General features: G+C 46.9%; 15 protein-coding genes and 1 riboswitch. Of the genes, 8 read left to right on the plus strand and 7 right to left on the minus strand.

The window, feature by feature from the left end; all coding sequences use genetic code 11:
* The first annotated feature begins 25 nt into the window (after positions 1 to 25).
* Positions 26 to 1,240, plus strand: coding sequence for an IS256 family transposase (locus Selli1_RS02480; protein ID WP_087175595.1), 1,215 nt, complete (start codon positions 26 to 28; stop codon positions 1,238 to 1,240).
* A 322-nt stretch (positions 1,241 to 1,562) separates the two neighbouring features.
* Here the strand turns inward: Selli1_RS02480 and Selli1_RS02485 are convergent, their stop codons facing one another.
* Positions 1,563 to 2,636: a M24 family metallopeptidase gene (locus Selli1_RS02485; protein ID WP_087167010.1), complete on the minus strand. Its 1,074-nt coding sequence runs from the start codon at positions 2,634 to 2,636 to the stop codon at positions 1,563 to 1,565.
* A gap of 206 nt (positions 2,637 to 2,842) precedes the next feature.
* Between Selli1_RS02485 and Selli1_RS02490 the strand changes: the two genes are divergently transcribed.
* Positions 2,843 to 3,481 (plus strand): hypothetical protein, encoded by a 639-nt coding sequence (locus tag Selli1_RS02490; protein ID WP_087167011.1) that lies wholly within the window; start codon positions 2,843 to 2,845, stop codon positions 3,479 to 3,481.
* Between the two features lie 125 nt (positions 3,482 to 3,606).
* On the opposite strand, the gene Selli1_RS02495 is transcribed toward Selli1_RS02490, so the two are convergent.
* Positions 3,607 to 4,671 carry a phosphoribosylaminoimidazolesuccinocarboxamide synthase gene (locus Selli1_RS02495; RefSeq protein ID WP_405595533.1) on the minus strand — a complete coding sequence of 355 codons (1,065 nt, stop codon included), beginning with the start codon at positions 4,669 to 4,671 and terminating at the stop codon, positions 3,607 to 3,609.
* A gap of 72 nt (positions 4,672 to 4,743) precedes the next feature.
* Here Selli1_RS02495 and Selli1_RS02500 point away from each other — a divergent pair, with 72 nt between their 5' ends.
* The gene (locus Selli1_RS02500; protein ID WP_281872240.1) at positions 4,744 to 5,118 is read left to right on the plus strand and encodes an HIRAN domain-containing protein; all 375 of its coding nucleotides are present in this window, start codon (positions 4,744 to 4,746) and stop codon (positions 5,116 to 5,118) included.
* 18 nt (positions 5,119 to 5,136) lie between these two features.
* Positions 5,137 to 6,129, plus strand: a complete 993-nt coding sequence (locus tag Selli1_RS02505) for a helix-turn-helix transcriptional regulator (protein WP_281872241.1) — start codon at positions 5,137 to 5,139, stop codon at positions 6,127 to 6,129.
* Between the two features lie 66 nt (positions 6,130 to 6,195).
* Here Selli1_RS02505 and Selli1_RS02510 read toward each other — a convergent pair whose 3' ends face one another.
* From Selli1_RS02510 to Selli1_RS02530, 5 genes are all read right to left on the minus strand, one after another.
* The gene (locus tag Selli1_RS02510; protein ID WP_281845380.1) at positions 6,196 to 6,885 is read right to left on the minus strand and encodes a radical SAM protein; all 690 of its coding nucleotides are present in this window, start codon (positions 6,883 to 6,885) and stop codon (positions 6,196 to 6,198) included.
* Positions 6,872 to 7,465, minus strand: a complete 594-nt coding sequence (locus tag Selli1_RS02515) for an ECF transporter S component (protein WP_281845381.1) — start codon at positions 7,463 to 7,465, stop codon at positions 6,872 to 6,874. The genes Selli1_RS02510 and Selli1_RS02515 overlap by 14 nt, the downstream gene beginning before the upstream one ends.
* Positions 7,462 to 8,472: a nucleoside hydrolase gene (locus Selli1_RS02520; protein ID WP_281845382.1), complete on the minus strand. Its 1,011-nt coding sequence runs from the start codon at positions 8,470 to 8,472 to the stop codon at positions 7,462 to 7,464. The genes Selli1_RS02515 and Selli1_RS02520 overlap by 4 nt, the downstream gene beginning before the upstream one ends.
* Positions 8,473 to 8,503: 31 nt before the next feature.
* Positions 8,504 to 8,548: riboswitch (PreQ1 riboswitch) on the minus strand.
* Positions 8,549 to 8,687: 139 nt separating this feature from the next.
* Entirely contained in the window at positions 8,688 to 9,950 is a 1,263-nt protein-coding gene (locus Selli1_RS02525) for a Glu/Leu/Phe/Val family dehydrogenase (RefSeq protein WP_281872243.1), read from the minus strand.
* Between the two features lie 29 nt (positions 9,951 to 9,979).
* The gene (locus tag Selli1_RS02530) at positions 9,980 to 11,272 is read right to left on the minus strand and encodes an aspartate aminotransferase type Ic (protein WP_281872244.1); all 1,293 of its coding nucleotides are present in this window, start codon (positions 11,270 to 11,272) and stop codon (positions 9,980 to 9,982) included.
* 272 nt (positions 11,273 to 11,544) lie between these two features.
* Between Selli1_RS02530 and Selli1_RS02535 the strand changes: the two genes are divergently transcribed.
* The 4 genes from Selli1_RS02535 to Selli1_RS02550 all read left to right on the plus strand — a co-directional run bounded on the left by Selli1_RS02535 (position 11,545) and on the right by Selli1_RS02550 (position 17,486).
* On the plus strand, positions 11,545 to 13,305 hold the full coding sequence (locus Selli1_RS02535) for a PEP/pyruvate-binding domain-containing protein (RefSeq protein WP_191427432.1): 1,761 nt from the start codon (positions 11,545 to 11,547) through the stop codon (positions 13,303 to 13,305).
* Positions 13,302 to 14,261, plus strand: coding sequence for a LysR family transcriptional regulator (locus Selli1_RS02540; protein WP_204864304.1), 960 nt, complete (start codon positions 13,302 to 13,304; stop codon positions 14,259 to 14,261). The genes Selli1_RS02535 and Selli1_RS02540 overlap by 4 nt, the downstream gene beginning before the upstream one ends.
* A 434-nt stretch (positions 14,262 to 14,695) precedes the next feature.
* The gene (locus Selli1_RS02545) at positions 14,696 to 16,141 is read left to right on the plus strand and encodes an APC family permease (RefSeq protein WP_087253320.1); all 1,446 of its coding nucleotides are present in this window, start codon (positions 14,696 to 14,698) and stop codon (positions 16,139 to 16,141) included.
* Between the two features lie 7 nt (positions 16,142 to 16,148).
* The gene (locus tag Selli1_RS02550) at positions 16,149 to 17,486 is read left to right on the plus strand and encodes a M18 family aminopeptidase (RefSeq protein ID WP_281872258.1); all 1,338 of its coding nucleotides are present in this window, start codon (positions 16,149 to 16,151) and stop codon (positions 17,484 to 17,486) included.

A 17,486-nucleotide genomic window follows, 5' to 3' on the forward strand; every position in this document is an offset into this window, starting at 1 on the left:
ATTCTTATCGAAAAGGAGTTTATTTATGGCAGTAGCAAAAGACCAAATCCGACAGATTATTACAGAAAACAACATTACCAGTGTGGCTGATGTTTACTCCCTTCTCAAAGACAGCTTCAAAGATATATTGCAGGAGCTTCTGGAAGCCGAGATGGATGCAACTCTGGGCTATGAAAAAAATTGTAAAGGTGATCTTAAGAGCGATAATAAGAGGAATGGCCACTCTCCCAAAACACTCAAAAGCCAGTACGGGGAATTCCAGATCGATGTTCCCCGTGACCGCAATGGTGAGTTTGAACCAAAGCTGATCCCTAAATATCAGCGGGATATTTCCGGGATTGAGGAGAAAGTAATCTCTCTCTATGCCCGCGGAATGAGTACAAGGGATATTCATGACCAGCTCCAGGAACTTTATGGGATTGAACTTTCCGCCGAAATGGTCAGCAAAATCACGGACAAAATCCTTCCGGAAGTGAAAGAGTGGCAGTCTCGTCCACTGAACCCTGTATATCCTTTTGTTTTTATGGACTGTATCCATTACAAAGTCCGGGAAGACGGCAGGATCCTCAGCCGCGCTGCTTATATTGTACTGGGAGTTACCGTGGAAGGATACAAGGATATTCTCAGTATTACCGTAGGAGCGAATGAGACCAGTAAATTCTGGCTCGGAATGCTCAACGACCTGAAAAACCGTGGCGTGCAGGATGTCCTGTTCTTCTGCGTAGACGGTCTCCCCGGATTTAAAGACGCAATTCAGGCCGTTTTCCCACAGGCACAGATCCAGCGCTGTGTGATCCATATGCTGCGCAATTCTTTTAAATATGTGAATTATAACGATCTGAAGAAGTTTTCCGCAGACTTCAAGGCTGTCTATAACGCGCCCAATGAATCCGCAGCTCTTTCGGAATTGGAAACGATCAAGGAGAAATGGGGAAAGAAATATCCCTATGCGATCAGTAACTGGGAAAACAACTGGGAAGATGTGAGTTCTTTCTTCCAGTTTTCCGGAGATATCCGCAGAATTATGTATACCACAAACATCATAGAAGGGCTGAACCGTCAATACAGGAAAGTCACAAAGACAAAGAGTGTGTTCCCAAGCGATACCGCTCTTGAAAAGATGCTGTTTCTTGCGAGCAGAAATGTAACAAAGAAGTGGACGCAGCGTTATCGGAACTGGGATCAAGTGTTGAACCAACTGATTCTTTTATACGATGAGAGACTGACAGCATACCTGTAAAAGGAAAACAGGAGTGGATGAAAAACTATTCCGCTCCTGTCTTCCCCTTATTCCTTCGGCATTTATAGTATTCCCAGAAAATCCCAGCTTATTCCTGAGGCCGGGTGTGGGCAGAGCCCACGAAAAAGGGATTACAGATGCCGTTATTTGTGCTGCAAAAAATCTTAAAATTCATGTATAACATGAGTCAAATGGGTAATACTATAAACAGATAAGTAATTCGACAGCCAAAAAGCAGAAGTTCCGACAAGACAATTATACATATCTGTTTCTTATCAAAGAAGAATTTTTCCCATAGACACAGAAAATTTTACGCCCTCGACTAGCCTACGATACGATATTTCTTTTCTACAGAGTTGAGAAGTTCATGTCCATCTTCTGTTACAAGAACAAGGTCTTCGATACGAACTCCGTATTTTCCTTCGATGTAGATACCCGGCTCGATGGAGAAGATCATGCCTGGTTCAGCAACGTTTTTGTTGATCGGGCTGACATCACCATATTCGTGGTCTTCCTGTCCGATGAAGTGTCCAAGACGGATCTTCCAGTATTCGCTGTATCCTTTTTCATCGATGTAATCTCTTGCCTGAGCGTCGATATCGCAGAAACGAACGCCTGGTTTGATTACAGATTCTGCTCTTAAAACAGCTTCACGTACGATGTCGTGGATTTCTGTCTGTTCCGGATCAGCGGATTTGCAGTAGAATGTTCTTGTCATATCAGAGCAGTATCCCTGCCATACACATCCCATGTCGATCAGGACACATTCGCCTGCTTTCAGAGTACGTGTATCGCTTGGCTCATGATGCTGGTCAGCAGCATTTGGTCCAAAGCATACGATTGTATCAAAGCTGTTTCCGCTTGCTCCTGCTTTGAGGTATTCTGCATCGATGAAGTCAGCGATCTGTTTCTCTGTCATGCCTTCTTTGATGTAATCAGCAACCTTTTCCATAACAGCATCGTTGATTTCGGATGCTTTCTTCATGATTGCGATTTCTTCTTCATTCTTTACTGCGCGGACGCCGTCTACACAGTCAGATCCCCATACTGTTTTCAGCTGAGGCAGTTTTTCCTGCAGCGGGATGAGGAAACGTGCCGGCCATGTTTTGTCAATGCCGAGCGGTTTTTCCGGATCAATATTTTCTGCAATAATGGAGATCTGGTCTTCCATATCTGAGAACCAGACTTCTTCAAATCCTGTATCCTTTACGAAGTAAAGGTAGTTCAGAAGCATGGTGTGCTTTCCGCTTGTTCTGAGAATCAGAGCATATAATCTTTCGCCCGGATTAACCATGATTCCTGTCAGGAAACGGATGCTCAGCGGATCGGATACGATCAGCTGTGTCAGGCCTTTTTCTTCCATTTTGCTTAATACTCTTGAAATTCTGTCATTCATTGGTAATATGCTCCTTTCGTATTGCTAACATACTCTGGGAATATTATAGCACAGATAGGGAAGAACTCAACTGTTTTTTGTGCATATTGTTTATACTGTAGTATGAAAAATTATGATGGTAAAAATTAAAAAATCTTAAGGAAAGCTTCCTTGTTTCTCCGGAGCGGTTTCGATATACTGACACCACAAACGGAAGGAGGGATTCAATGAAAAAGAAAAAGCTGGAGCTGCCCGTTCTTTGGATGGAACAGACGGAGGGAACGGACGAATGGTATGTAGGAATGCATTATGGAGGCGGTCCTTATGAGATCTATGAGGCAGAAGATATGATCAGTATGGGCCTTGGTTTTTCCGGAAATCAGATTTATTTCATTCACTATCCGGATGGAGAAGTTTATGCCCCTTTGAAAAAGAAAGAAAATGTCTATTATGAAAGGCCGGTATGGGATGAAGACAGGTTTGGAATTGCGGCAGTAGATTTTGGAAAAAGAGAAGTGATCATTTACTCCTTTATGCCTGGAAAAGAAGTACAAATCCTTCATAAGATTCCGCTTACAGATATCCATGACTGTTATAATCTTAGAATAGAAGCCTCCCCGTTGACACTTAGCCGACAGAAAGATCAGGTCTATGAGATTCTTTGGCCGGAGAAAAAAAGATTTGCAGTTAAAGAAAACGACAGTATGATTTATCGGGACGGAAATACGCTGTATTTTTCCAGGTGGGCGGAGACACCGGAATATCTGGAGTATGTTGTAGCTGTAAATGTTGAAACGGGAGAAGAAATCAGCGTGGAGAAAGGAAATTTATACCGGATGCCGGATGGAAGTTTCTGGCTTGTTTAAAAGTGCGCTTTCAGAAAATGATATAACAGACAATGCCTCCACCCCGGATGGAACTGTGGGTCCATGACCCGGCAGCGCCGAACGGGTGGAGGCATTTTATCAGTTTATAAAGAAGTTTGAAAAGATTACAGTGTCTTTCCTGTCAGCATTTCATATCCCTGCAGATAGATGTCGATGGTTTTCTGTACGACATCTTCCGGCAGTGTCCAGTTATTGTCCGGATTTGCTTTCAGCCAGTCGCGTGCGAACTGCTTGTCAAAGGACGGCTGTCCATGTCCCGGCTCATAACCGTCAGCAGGCCAGAAACGGGAGCTGTCTGGTGTGAGCATCTCATCACCGATCACAATGTTTCCGTCTTCATCCAGACCAAATTCAAATTTGGTGTCTGCAATAATGATGCCGCGGGTCAAAGCGTAATCTGCGCACTTTTTATAAAGAGCGATGGTATAGTCACGAAGTTTTGCAGCGTACTCTTCACCTTTGCCAGGGAAATATTTTTCCAGGTGGGCAATGCTCTGCTCATAGGAAATATTTTCGTCGTGTTCACCGATCTCTGCTTTTGTGGATGGTGTGTAGATTGGCTCCGGCAGTTTGTCAGATTCTACCAGCCCTTCAGGAAGTTTGATGCCGCATACTGTGCCGTCCTTCTGATAGCTTGCCCAGCCGCTTCCTGTAATATAACCACGGACGATACACTCGATCGGGAGCATGTTCAGTTTCTTGCACATCATGCTGTTGCCGTCAAACTGCGGCTGCTGGAAAAATTCCGGCATATCTTTTACATCTGTGGAAATCATGTGGTTTGGAAGGATATCTTTTGTCATATCAAACCAGAATTTGGACATCTGAGTCAGTACAGTGCCCTTCTTTGTGATCGTATTGTTCAGGATCACATCAAAGCAGCTGATACGGTCAGTAGCGACCATGATCAGGCTGTCACCATTATCATAGATTTCACGTACTTTTCCTTCTTTAATCGGTTTCATTTTACATACCTCGCTTCTTAAGATCTCATTATGTTTACTTCCATATAATAGGATAAGCAGAAACGCGGCAAATTGCAATCTTTTTCTGATTCTTTTTATACAGTCGTTTTTATTGGACACCATGAGGGCTAAGATAAAATCAGAAAAAGAAAAGGCGAAGGGAGTGAAACATATGAAAGGATATGTTACGGACAAAGGGTATATGGGACTGGTCGAAGGGCGCTACATTCTCTTCGCCAGCGAAAGAGAGTACTACGATTATATGGAGGACTAAAGATGGGAAAAGTCTATATTACAATTACGGGGATGAAACACTATTTTGGACAGGATTTCCTGAAACCGGGAATGAAAATCGAACTTATCAAAGAACCGGACAATGAATATGATAAAGAAGCAATCCGGGCAGAGATTAAGGGGATTGGCAAGATCGGTTATGTGGCGAACAGCCCGTACACGGTTTTTGGAGAAAGTATGAGTGCGGGAAGAATTTATGACAAGATCGGAGAAACAGCATCTGCCAAGGTGGTATACGTGCTCCATAACGGAGTCATCTGCAAAATCCGAAAAAAGGATCTGAATGACAGAAAGAAAAAGAAAGAAGAACCGGGCGGAGCAGAGGACGGTTGTGATATACTGGTACATATACCATAAGGCCGGAGGAAAATGAGGATGCCAAGAGGAATGAACCAGAAGTTTAAGTTATATTATCTCGCGAAAATCATGCTGGAAAAAACCGATGAGGAACATTATATTACAATGCCGGAGATCCTGAGGGAGCTGGAACGGTATGAAGTGACGGCGGAACGGAAGAGTATCTATACAGATCTGAAAGATCTGGAGAAGCTTGGGATCGAAGTGGAAGGGGAACCGGTCGGCAAGTCCTACCACTATCACGTGGTGGACCGGCAGTTTGAACTTCCGGAGATGAAACTTCTCGTAGACGCGATCCAGTCCTCGAAATTTATTACAGCACGGAAATCACGGGAACTGATCAAAAAGCTGGAAAGTTTTGTGAGCGAATATGACGCAAGAAAGCTTCAGCGTCAGGTCCACGTATCCGGGCGGATCAAGGCGATGAATGAAAGTATCTATTATAATGTGGATGAGATTCATCATGCGATTGCTGAGAACCGGAAGATCCGTTTTCACTATTACCAATGGAATACAAAAAAGGAAATGGAGCTGCGCCGGGGCGGAGAATACTATTGTGTCAGTCCGTGGGGATTGTCCTGGGATGCGGAGAACTATTATCTGATCGGCTATGATTCGGACGCAGGGAAGATCAAGCACTACCGTGTGGATAAGATGCTCCATATTCAGATGACAGAGGAACAAAGAGAAGGAGGGGAGATCTACCGGAAGCTGGATCTTGCATCCTACTCAAGAAAAAGCTTTGGAATGTTTGGCGGAAAAGAGGAGAAAGTAAGACTTCGGGTCAGAAATGATCTTGCGGGAGTCATTATTGACCGGTTTGGAAAAGAGGTCATGATGGTACCGGGACAGGAAGGATACTTTACGGTTTCCGTAGATGTCAATGTCAGCAGCCAGTTTTTCGGATGGATTTTTGCACTCGGCGAGGGGGTGGAAATTCTGGGGCCGGAGTGGGTCAAAGAAGAGATGAAGCGGGAGATCGGGAAAGTGATGGAAATGTATGCAAAGTAGATCGGGAAAATGATATCCGTACCATCCAGCCATAAAAGAAGGCTGCGCACGCCGCGCAGCCTTTTATCAGTCTCCGACACCAAAGTCGGTATTTTCATACAGCACTTCTATGGAAGGGTCTTCTTCCAGATACTGGAATTCTTCCAGAAACCATTTAACCAGGTCCTCATCCCGTTTGACATCCGTCGTATTGTTGGTGAAGACGTTGATGGTACCGAGTTTGAAGTAACGCTTTAAAAGCGCAATATCGTTTCGGATCATCTCTTTTGTCTGGCCTTTGATTCCTACCATCAGGCACGGGGAGTCAAAGTAGCGGCTCAGCTCTTCGGCATCCTGAAAGTCCGCATGTTTATTCAGGTAATGTTCTCTGAAGTCGTAATCAAAGGTTTCGGCACCGGTTTTGTAGACGATCTGGATTCCAAAGAATTCCCGCATTTCATCCAGACGCTTCCGGTAGATCCAGTGGGCCTCAAAAAAGAGCTTTTGGATGTTCTTTTCCCGGACGATGTTTCGGATATCCTCCAGTGTTTCTTCTGGAAGTTCAAAGCAGCTTCCGGAATTGATGACTTCCAGAACACCGAATTCTCCGGTGACGTGGGAAAGCACTTCACGGTTCAGTGCGAGCATGCCTTCTTTGTCTCTGGAATTGTCATCGATGTAATCGCAGAACCGGCATTTGCCCCAGACGCATGGATAGGCTTTCAGAAGGACGATTTCCCGCTGGTTTTTATTGGTAATTTTACTATAACGATCCATAATTTCTTTGTCCTTTCTTTAGTACTGCCAGCATGGAAGTTGGCAGCACTCCAAGTACCAGTACAGACAGGCACAGCATAACAGTCCGGTCCAGATAATCCGTCAGAAGCTGTACACAGAACACGCTTGCCGTCAGATTCAGCCCTGTATGGTGCAAAAGCTGTACGAGGATAGAAGAACCGGAGGAAGTAATTCCGCCGAACAGAAATGCGGTGATGGAAGCGGAAACAATCGTTCCAGGAACCGTTACTGCCACAGCGTACAGTAGAATCAGGTATTTTCCCGTTTTGAAAGATTTCTCGTAAAAGAGGAATCCGGCCGCAAGAGCGGTGACCAGCTGAACCGGGAGATAAAACAGGGAATAGATATCTGTGGTGAATCCGGTCAGAAGCCCGCTTAACAGTCCCGGGATCATTCCGTAAAACGGGCCGAACAACATAGCCGACAAAAAGGTGCCGAGGGTATCCAGGTACAGAGGGATTCTAAGCAGAAGCGCGATATTTGCCCCGGCAATGTTTAATACGGCAGCCAGAGCAAGGAAGCACATCTGTAGTACAGTCAGTTTTTTGGGAAATTTCATGCCGTCACCTCCTCTGTCAGAATCTGGGAAAGCATGTGACGGACAGCCGTTTCGTCTGCGCCAAGCACCCGGCAGCAGAACAAAAGCCAGAAACGGTACGGATCCGTTTCGGTCAGGATGTGGCTGTTGTGCGGCTTTTTCCAGAATTCGCAGGCATCCACCAGAGTCTGTCCGTAGCTGATTCCTCCGGTTTCCACTGCTGTATAGGCGTCAAAGCCGCTGCAGATGGAATGATCGGCAAAATAGGCGACAGCAAGCGGGTCGTTGATGACGCATCCGATGATGCCTTCCTGCTCCCAGTGGAAGTCCAGATAAAACCGGGTGATCGCTTCGATTTTTCCGCCAAGGAACGGATGAAGCCGTTTCATGTACTCGATCAGGTTTGGAGTCAGGACGATCTTCCGGGTGACGTCGAGTCCGATCATATGAATGTTCTTCCCGGACAGTTCCGGCAAGGAAGCATATGCTTCAAAGACCTTTGCGGCGGCATCCGGATCACACCAGTAGTTGTACTCCGCCACAGGAGAACAGTTCCCGTGTGATTTGTAAGTGCCTCCCATGGAGACAAGCTCCTGTATCCGGGCAAATGCTTCCGGAGACCGTTCCAGAAGCCGGGCCAGATTTGTCAGCGGGCCAAGCGCAATGACAGAAACCTGTTCCTCTGATAAAAGCACATCAGAAAGATAAGAAACTGCGTCGGCTTCGGCCGGGGAACCTGCCGGATCCGGAAAAGCGGATTCTCCGAGACCGTCCCCGCCGTGGGTATCCATCGCGTCTACGTATGGCCTTACAAGAGGCTTTGCCTCACCTGCATAGACAGGGATCTCTGTTCTGTTCATCAGTTCAAGGATTTTCAGTGCGTTTTTCACGCCTTTTTCGACGGGAACATTCCCGCAGACAACTGTGATCCCGATGACGTCAAGTCCCGGAAGGGAAAGAGCCAGCATGAGCGCCAGTGCGTCATCGATTCCTGGATCGCAGTCCATAATTACTTTTCTTGCATTCATTCTCCAATCTCCTTTGTTTTTTTGAATTTTGAGATACTTGGTTTTTTATACTGGGAAGTTCACGAACCAGTCCGGGCAAATAGCACGATTGTATAAATGCAGAATAAGTATAGCAGAAGAAAGCGGGAAATGGAAGAAAAAACAGGCGCAGTTATATATGCGCCTGTTTATGTAAAAAGTTATATGTTCCACTTTTCTGGAGGATTTTGCTTTTTTTACGGCCAGATTGCTCTTGCGGATTTCGCATCCACAACACGTTTCAATGCGATCAGATAAGCGCCCATACGGAGTGTGGTATGCTTTTCCTGTGTCAGATCCCATACGGATTCAAAGGCCGCGTCCATGATATCTTTGAGTTTCTTGTTGACTTCGTCCTCGGTCCAGCTGACGGACTGAATGTTCTGCACCCACTCGAAGTAGGAGACAACAACACCGCCTGCGTTGGCAAGGATGTCCGGAACCACTTCAATTCCCCGTTTTGCAAGGATTTCATCCGCCTCAGAGGTGGTTGGCCCGTTGGCAGCCTCCACAATAAGCTTTGCCTGTATTTTTTCGGCGTTTCCTGCATTGATCTGGTTTTCCAGAGCGGCCGGTACCAGGACGGTGACCGGGAGCTCCAGAAGCTCCTCGTTGGAGATGTGGGTGGTACCATCCTCATTGAAATCTTTTAAGAGATTTCTGCGGTCTGCGGCCAGGTAGGATAAAATGGCCGGAATGTCCAGACCGTCCGGATTGTAGATGCCGCCGGAAACGTCGCTGATGGCTACGACCTTTAATCCTGCTTCATGAAGCAGTTTGGCAGAAACACTTCCCACATTTCCGGCACCCTGTACAGCAACCGTTGTACCTTCAGAAGGGATGCCAAGTTTTTTCAGGATATTTAAGGTTGTAAACATAACGCCGCGTCCGGTAGCTTCGTTTCGTCCAAGAGCTCCGCCAAGTTCCAGCGGTTTTCCGGTGACAACACCATGAATACAGTGGCCTTTGAGCATGCTGTAAGTATCCATGATCCATCCCATGACAGCGGCATTTGTTCCTACATCCGGTGCCGGAATATCCTGTTCCGGTCCGATCAGCGGAGCGATTGCTGCGGTATAACGTCTTGTGATAGCCCGGATTTCGTTCTCGGAAAGTTTGGATGGATCACAGACAACGCCGCCTTTGCCGCCGCCGTACGGGATGTTGACAACAGCGCATTTAAAAGTCATCCATGCAGCGAGCGCGCGTACTTCGTCTGCATTAACGTCCGGATGGAAACGAATGCCTCCTTTTGCAGGACCTCTGGAAGTGGAGTGTTGGATCCTGTACCCCTGGAATACATGTGTCGTCCCGTCATCCATCCGGACCGGAATGGAAACCTTCAGTTCCCGCTCCGGATATTTGATTGCTTCAATGTCGCTGTCACTGTATCCAAGAATGGCAGCTGCGTCCTGTACTACCTTCAGTACATTGTCATACGGATTGTAGCTCTGTTTCATGATTACATTTCTCCTTTTTGATGACCTTTCTATTTTGGCTGGTTCCCCAGCAGTTTTTCAAGATATGCGATTTTTATACATAGAATCAAGATGTCCATGGCCTGTGCCAGTTCTTCTTCGGAAGGGTAAGACGGGGCAATACGGATATTGCTGTCATCAGGATCCTTTCCGTACGGATAAGAGGCGCCGGCTGCTGTCAACGTGACTCCGGCCTGCCCGGCAAGCTCGACCGTCCGTTTTGCGCATCCGTCGGAGACATTCAGGGAGATGAAGTAGCCTCCTTTCGGACGGCTCCAGGATGCAATGGAAGAATCCTGACCGATACCTTCCTCCAGTTTCTGAAGGACGATATCAAATTTAGGGCGCAGAAGATCAGCAAGTTTCTGCATATGAATCAGAATCTTTTCCGGCGTACCGAAAAACTGTACATGCCGGAGCTGATTCAGCTTGTCGTGGCTGATTGTCTGGGCGGACATATGGCCCAGAAGCTCTTTTATATTGTCCGGACTTGCGGCGATCAGAGAAACACCGGCTCCCGGAAAGGTAATTTTTGAGGTAGAGAAAAAATAGTAGCACCGGTTTGGATGGCCGGCCTTTTCACAGGCTGTAAGGATATCTTTCAGCGGTACCTCTTCATATATATGGTGGATTCCGTACGCGTTGTCCCAGAAAATCCGGAAATCATCCGCGGCTGTTTCCATGGAAGCAAGTTCCTCTACCACAGCATCGCTGTAGCAGACACCCTGCGGGTTGGAGTGCAGCGGGACACACCAGATGCCCTTGATCTGCTCGTCGTTTTTGACCAGTTCTTTCACCTGGTTCATATCCGGGCCGTCTTCCAGAAGACGGACAGGGATCATTTCGATGCCGAGTTTTTCGCAGATCCGGAAGTGGCGGTCGTAGCCTGGAACCGGGCATAAAAATCTGACGGTACGTCCCACGGTCCGATAATCGGCCCACGGCCTGTTTCCGCCTGTGCCGAACAAAAACAGGAAAGCCATTGTATCAAACATGAGATTTAAGCTGGCATTTCCTCCCATAATAATCTGATCTGCCGGTATACCGAGCAGATTCCCGAACAGCTTCCGGCATTCGGGGATACCCTGTAGGATCCCATAGTTTCTGGCATCGGTGCCGTCTTCCAATATACAGGAATCAGGGAGACGGAGAAGATCCATGGAAAGATCCAGCTGATCCGGGGCCGGCTTTCCGCGGGACATATTTAAATGAAGTCCCTTCGCCTGTTCCTGTCTGTATTCATTCCAAAGTGCAGACTGAAGATCTGTCAGTTTTTCTTTGGAGAGTGCTCTGAGAGATGTCATGATCGTTTTCCTCCTTGCTCTGCCCTCATTATAGAAACGGCCGGGAGAAAAAACAAATATTTATATTTGTATAAATTTTATAAAAGAAAATCTATAGCAGCCCATAGAATAATCGAAAAAATAGACAAAAAAATCAAAAATATTTTGAAATAATTAGACAAAACAGCTATGATATAAATAAACAGTTATAGAGACTATAGACGAGCTGTATTTGAAATCGGAGATGTCAGGGGATAAACTTTTAAGTAGAAGAGCAGAGAGGATGAGGAATTATGGAAGAGGAAAAAAAGAGGGAGCTTTGCCGCGAAATGATGACGCAGGATCCGAGACTTGCGAGAACAATCCTCACATATTTTGAAGAGGAAGATTTTCAGAGGATTTCTGATCATAAGACAGGAGGCGGAGTGATCGGCGGGAAGGCATGCGGATTTGTCCTGGTGGAGAAGATGATGGAGACACTTCTTGGCGAGTATGCAGACCGGTGGGAGCGCTGTCCCTCCTGGTTTGTGGGAACGGAGATTTTCTGCCAGGTACGGGACGGAAAAACGGTCGAAACGTTCCGGGGAGAGTTTGAGAGGATCCTGAATTATTTTAACGGAGCACCGTATATCGTCCGTTCCAGCAGCCTGATGGAAGACGGGTATGACAATGCTTTTTTTGGAAAGTATGAGTCCGTTTTCTGCTCGAATCAGGGGACAGAAGAAGAGCGGATCCGGGAAATGCTGAACGCGGTTTCAAGAGTCTACGACAGTGTGAAGAATCAGGAAGCGGTGGAATACCGGAAGAAATGGCATCGGAAAGATCAGGAAGAGCAGATGGGGCTTCTGATTCAAAAGGCAGCGGGGACACAGATCGGAAGTCTGTATTTTCCGGCTGCTGCGGGGATGGGATGCTCCTACAATCCATACAAATGGATGGAACACATCAATCCGGAAGCAGGGATGCTCCGGCTGGTGGCAGGGCTTGGAACGAGAGCCGTAACCCGGACACCGGGGGATTATCCGCGGCTGGTAGGCCTGGACTGCGCGCAGGGGAATCTCTGGGGAACGACAGGGGAGAAGCACAAGTACTCTCAGCGTCAGGTGGATGTGATCGATCTGGATGCCCGTAAGATCTGTACGAAAAATCTGTCGGAGCTTCTGGATATCTTCCCGAAATCTTATCGTCGGCTGCTTCTGGACCGGGATACGGATGCGGAAGAACTGCTTGCAAGACGGGGAGACTACAGGAAGATCTATTTTGCGGACTGTCAGGGACTGGTGGAAGACCGTACGTTTATCCGGATGATGAAAACGCTTCTGAAAAAACTGGAGGAGAATTACCGGCAGCCGGTGGATATCGAGTTTGCCGTGAATGCATCGGAAGATGGATGGAAAGTAACCCTTGTACAGTGCAGGCCGCTGCGTTCGGGAATTTCGGATCAGGTCAAGATCCCGAAAGATAAAGATGGAGAATTCCTGTTTGATGTGCGGCGGACTTCCATGCGGCGTTCCAAAGAGCAGAAGCTTGATTATATTGTCTGGGTGGATCCGCAGGCGTACTATGACTATCCATATAAGAAGAAACCGGATGTTGGGCATGTGATCGGAAAGATTAATCATTATCTGGAGGAGACGGAGGAGAAAGCACTCCTTCTGGCTCCCGGCAGAATCGGGACTTCGTCACCGGAGCTTGGTGTTCCGGTTTCCTATGCGGATATCAGCAGTTTCGGAGCTATCTGTGAAGTGGCGTACGGGAAGGCAGGGTACCGGCCGGAACTTTCCTATGGAAGCCACATGTTCCAGAATCTGGTTGAGGCTGACGTTTACTACGGAGCGATCAACGAGAACAGCAAGACAAGAATCTACCGCCCGGAGATGCTTTCGGCCTGCCCGGAAGTGACAGAGAGATTAGCCGGAGAAACCGCGGCGGAACTGCTGCGGATCGTAAAAGTGTATGATGTGCGGGGACATGCGGTATTGTATCTGGATGCGGCGGATGGCAGAGCGGTGTGCCGGCTGGCGGAAAGCAAAAAAGAGAAGGAAGAATCATGAAGGAAAATACATTTGCAAACATGGAATATGTCTATGAAGTTTATAAAGAAGGAAGCTTTTCCAGGGCGGCGGCCAATCTTTACATTTCGCAGCCTGCTCTTAGTGCAACGGTAAAGAAGATTGAAAAGAAGATCGGAATGCCGCTGTTCGACAGAAGCACGGTGCCGATCCAACTGACGGAATGCGGGAAAAAATATATCAAGACGGCAGAAAAAATCATGGATCTGGAGGAGGAGTTTGAGTGTTATGTCGGAAATCTGAACGACATGCTCACAGGGCGCCTGAGTATCGGCGGGACCTATCTGTTTATCTCGTTTGTACTGCCGGGGATTATCAAGAAATTCCGTGAGAAATTTCCGCAGATCAAACTGAACCTTGTGGAAGCGCACACTTCCCAGATCGAGAAGAAGCTCTTTTCAGGGGAAGTGGATCTGATGCTGGATAACTATCCGATGGATGAGGAGATCTATGACAGGCGGTTTTTTATGAAAGAGAATCTGCTGCTTGCCGTGCCTGCTTCGTTTGAAAGCAACAAAGCGGCTCAGGCATGGGGTATGACATCGGATGATATCAAGCAGAATGTCCATATGCGTCCGGAAGTCTACGGTGTGGCGCTGAAACTGTTTGAGCAGGATCCGTTCCTCATGCTGCGGGCCCACAATGATACAAGAGAACGGGTGGAGGCAATCTGTAAACGGGCCGGATTTGTGCCGCGTGTGGCGTTTAAGATGGATCAGATTCTGTCTATTCTGGCATATACAGAACGGGAGATGGGGATCGCGATTGTAAGTGACACGGTAGTAAAAAGCCTTCCGTACAACCGGAATATTATATACTATAAAATTGATGATCCGGCAGCGCAGCGTAATGTATATTTCTATTACCGTAAAAATAAATATTTCACAAAGTGTATGGCAGAATTTATGAAAATTGCGGTGGAAGAAAAAGAATTATAAACATTCTGTTATGAAACATATAAAAGAAACAAATAATAAGAAGAAAAACAGTACCCGGAAAAAAGGAAAGTTTTCGGGCGCTGTTTTTTTGTGTGGGAAAGATATACAATTTATGGATACAAAGAGAAAATTATCAGTCAAAATAAAAGGGATTATAAGGGAATAGTTATATAAGTCATTCTGATTAGTTATTTGAAACTGATATTTATAAAAATTATAATGGAATCATGTGAAAAGCGCTTGAACGAAAAGGCAGGGAACTGCCGGAAAATCTAAAAGGAAGAGAGGATGAACCTCCGGTCTGTGGGAGAACGGGCGGACATGCGTACCACGGGCCGTATGAACATGATACAGCGGAAGGAATGTATCTTGCCGTGAGAGTGATCAAAGAAATTCTTTCCCTGTACGTAAAACAGTAGAAAGGTAGAAGAAATATGAAAACACAAGATAAGAAAATACAATGGTATGTCCTTGCATTTATGTCATTCTCTACCGTGTGGGGATTTGGAAATGTATTAAACGGATTTATCTATTTTAACGGAACGCAGGTAATGCTCAGCTGGATACTGATGTTTGCCCTGTACTTTATTCCGTATGCCCTGATGGTCGGAGAACTGGGCTCCGCTTTCAAGAACAGCGGAAGCGGTGTCAATTCCTGGATCTATGAGACAACAGGACCGAAGATCGCCTATTATGCAGGATGGACGTACTGGGCATGTCACATCACTTACATTGCCAGCAAGGGAAGCGGCGGGCTTAAAGCGCTGAGCTGGGCGATTTTCCGTGATCATGAGACCTATGATACGATTCCGACGGTTTATGTACAGCTTGCGACACTGGCAGTATTTCTGATCTGCTGCTATATTGCCAGCAGAGGTCTTAATCCATTGAAGAAGCTGACAACGATTGCCGGAACCAGCATGTTTGTCATGTCCCTTTTGTACATCGTAATGATGTTCGCTGCACCTGCGATTAACCCGGGCGCAGATTTTATCAGTCTGGATTTCAGTCTGGATAATTTGATTCCGAATTTTAATATGGGTTACTTCACAAGCCTTTCCATTCTGGTCTTTGCGGTAGGCGGATGCGAGAAAATTTCTCCTTATGTCAATAAAGTAAAAGATCCAAGTAAAGGTTTTCCAAAGGGAATTATCTTTATGGCGGTCATGGTGGCAGGATGTGCGATCCTTGGAACAATCGCCATGGGAATGATGTTTGATCCGGCGGTGATCAATGAAAGCCAGGAGACGTTTGATTCTTATGCCGCGAACGGTGCTTATTGGGCGTTCCAGCGTCTGGGCGAGTATTACCATGTGGGAGACTTGTTCCTGGTTCTTTATGCGCTCTGCAACATGATCGGACAGTTCGCAATTTTGATTTTAAGTATTGACGCACCTCTTCGTATGCTTCTTGACAACGAGAAGACAAAAGAATTCATTCCAAGCAAACTGTTGAAAAAGAACAAATACGGTGCGTTCAGCAATGGAATCTGGCTGGTGGTCATTCTTTCCGGCGCAATTATTTTGATCCAGACCGTGATGCCTGGAGCGGCATCCGTTCTTCAGCAGCTGACAAGATTGAATTCTGTCTGTATGCCGCTCCGTTATCTGTGGGTATTTGTAGCCTACATTGCGCTGCGGAGAGCGATCAAGCGTATTCCGGCAGAGTACCGGTTTGTGAAGAGCCAAAAGATAGCATATTTCTTCGGAGGCTGGTGTTTTGTTGTGACAGCGGCGTGCTGTATTATGGGAATGTACAGCAAAGATCCGATGACCATGGCGCTCAACATCATCACACCGATTGTTCTGACTGCACTTGGCCTGATCCTGCCAAAGATTGCAAAGCGGGAACGGGAGAAAGGAATGGTACAGGATGCATAATAAGATGATGGATACGCAGGTGTGCAAAGATGAGGCGCTGGAACTGGCAGCCTTTATTCAGAGTTCGCCGACACCGTTTCATGCGGTGGAACAGATGACGGAGATTTTGAAGCGGGAGGGATTTCTCCCGCTGGCAGAATCCGCAAGATGGGAAATCCACAGGGGAGGGCGCTACTATGTGACCCGCAATCATTCCAGTATTCTGGCGTTTGAAGTGGGGAACGATGTGCAGGACTATGGATTCCAGATTGCGGCGTCTCACAGTGATTCCCCGACATTCAAGGTAAAAGAGCGTGCCGAAATGACAGTGAAAGGGCATTATACAAAGCTTAACACAGAAGGCTATGGTGGAATGCTCTGCGCACCGTGGTTTGACCGTCCGCTTTCTCTGGCGGGAAGAGCAGTCGTGCGCACAAAAGACGGAATACAGGAGCGTCTGGTGAAGATCGACAGAGATCTTCTGTTGATTCCGAGTCTTGCAATTCACATGAACCGTAAAGTCAATGAGGGACAGAAATTTAACCTTCAGGAGGATATGCTGCCTCTGTTGTCTGCCAGGGAACTGGAGCCGGATACGGTCAGGAAGCTGATCGCGGAGGAATTGCAGATAAGGCCGGAACATATTCTTGGAATGGATCTTTTCTTATATAACAGGATGAAACCTTCGATCTGGGGGCTGGAGGAAGAGTTCCTTTCCTGCCCTCAGCTGGATGACCTTCAATGCGCCTATGCATCTTTGAAAGGATTCCTGAAAGGGAAAAATCCGGGAGGCATCAATGTCTTTGCGTGCTTTGACAACGAGGAAGTGGGATCCGGGACCAAACAGGGTGCTGCATCCACGTTCCTGACAGATGTCCTGAAACGGGTCAACCGGGCCCTTGGAAAAGGGGAAGATGATTTCTGCCGGGCAGCTGCATCCAGCTTTCTTCTGAGCTGTGACAATGCACATGCTGTGCATCCGAATTACCCTCAGAAAACCGATGAGGGGAACTGTGCATATTTAAATGAGGGAATTGTTATTAAGTCCCATGCGGGACAGAAATATACAAGTGACGGCATCAGTACGGCGCTGTTTCAGGAAATCTGCCGGAAAGCGGGGGTGCCGGTACAGTATTTTGCCAACCGCTCTGACATGGCCGGAGGAAGCACGCTTGGCAATCTTGCCATGGCGCAGATGTCTATGAAAGCCGTTGATATCGGGCTCCCGCAGCTTGCCATGCATTCATCCTATGAGACTTCGGGAATCAAGGATCTTGTGTATCTGGAACAAGCGTCAGAAATCTTTTTCCGCACACAACTGCTGGAAGAGGCCGACGGTACCATCCGAATGACCATTCATGAATAA

Origin of the sequence: Sellimonas catena, from assembly GCF_027924685.1 — a bacterium.
In the GTDB taxonomy this organism is placed as follows: Bacteria; Bacillota; Clostridia; order Lachnospirales; family Lachnospiraceae; genus Sellimonas; species Sellimonas catena.

Excerpts from the sequence above, each read along its gene's own strand:
- Selli1_RS02480 (WP_087175595.1), top strand. The coding sequence starts at position 26 with ATGGCAGTAGCAAAAGACCAAATCCGACAGATTATTACAGAAAACAAC.
- Selli1_RS02485 (WP_087167010.1), bottom strand. The coding sequence starts at position 2,636 with ATGAATGACAGAATTTCAAGAGTATTAAGCAAAATGGAAGAAAAAGGC.
- Selli1_RS02490 (WP_087167011.1), top strand. The coding sequence starts at position 2,843 with ATGAAAAAGAAAAAGCTGGAGCTGCCCGTTCTTTGGATGGAACAGACG.
- Selli1_RS02500 (WP_281872240.1), top strand. The coding sequence starts at position 4,744 with ATGGGAAAAGTCTATATTACAATTACGGGGATGAAACACTATTTTGGA.
- Selli1_RS02505 (WP_281872241.1), top strand. The coding sequence starts at position 5,137 with ATGCCAAGAGGAATGAACCAGAAGTTTAAGTTATATTATCTCGCGAAA.
- Selli1_RS02510 (WP_281845380.1), bottom strand. The coding sequence starts at position 6,885 with ATGGATCGTTATAGTAAAATTACCAATAAAAACCAGCGGGAAATCGTC.
- Selli1_RS02515 (WP_281845381.1), bottom strand. The coding sequence starts at position 7,465 with ATGAAATTTCCCAAAAAACTGACTGTACTACAGATGTGCTTCCTTGCT.
- Selli1_RS02520 (WP_281845382.1), bottom strand. The coding sequence starts at position 8,472 with ATGAATGCAAGAAAAGTAATTATGGACTGCGATCCAGGAATCGATGAC.
- Selli1_RS02525 (WP_281872243.1), bottom strand. The coding sequence starts at position 9,950 with ATGAAACAGAGCTACAATCCGTATGACAATGTACTGAAGGTAGTACAG.
- Selli1_RS02530 (WP_281872244.1), bottom strand. The coding sequence starts at position 11,272 with ATGACATCTCTCAGAGCACTCTCCAAAGAAAAACTGACAGATCTTCAG.
- Selli1_RS02535 (WP_191427432.1), top strand. The coding sequence starts at position 11,545 with ATGGAAGAGGAAAAAAAGAGGGAGCTTTGCCGCGAAATGATGACGCAG.
- Selli1_RS02540 (WP_204864304.1), top strand. The coding sequence starts at position 13,302 with ATGAAGGAAAATACATTTGCAAACATGGAATATGTCTATGAAGTTTAT.
- Selli1_RS02545 (WP_087253320.1), top strand. The coding sequence starts at position 14,696 with ATGAAAACACAAGATAAGAAAATACAATGGTATGTCCTTGCATTTATG.
- Selli1_RS02550 (WP_281872258.1), top strand. The coding sequence starts at position 16,149 with ATGGATACGCAGGTGTGCAAAGATGAGGCGCTGGAACTGGCAGCCTTT.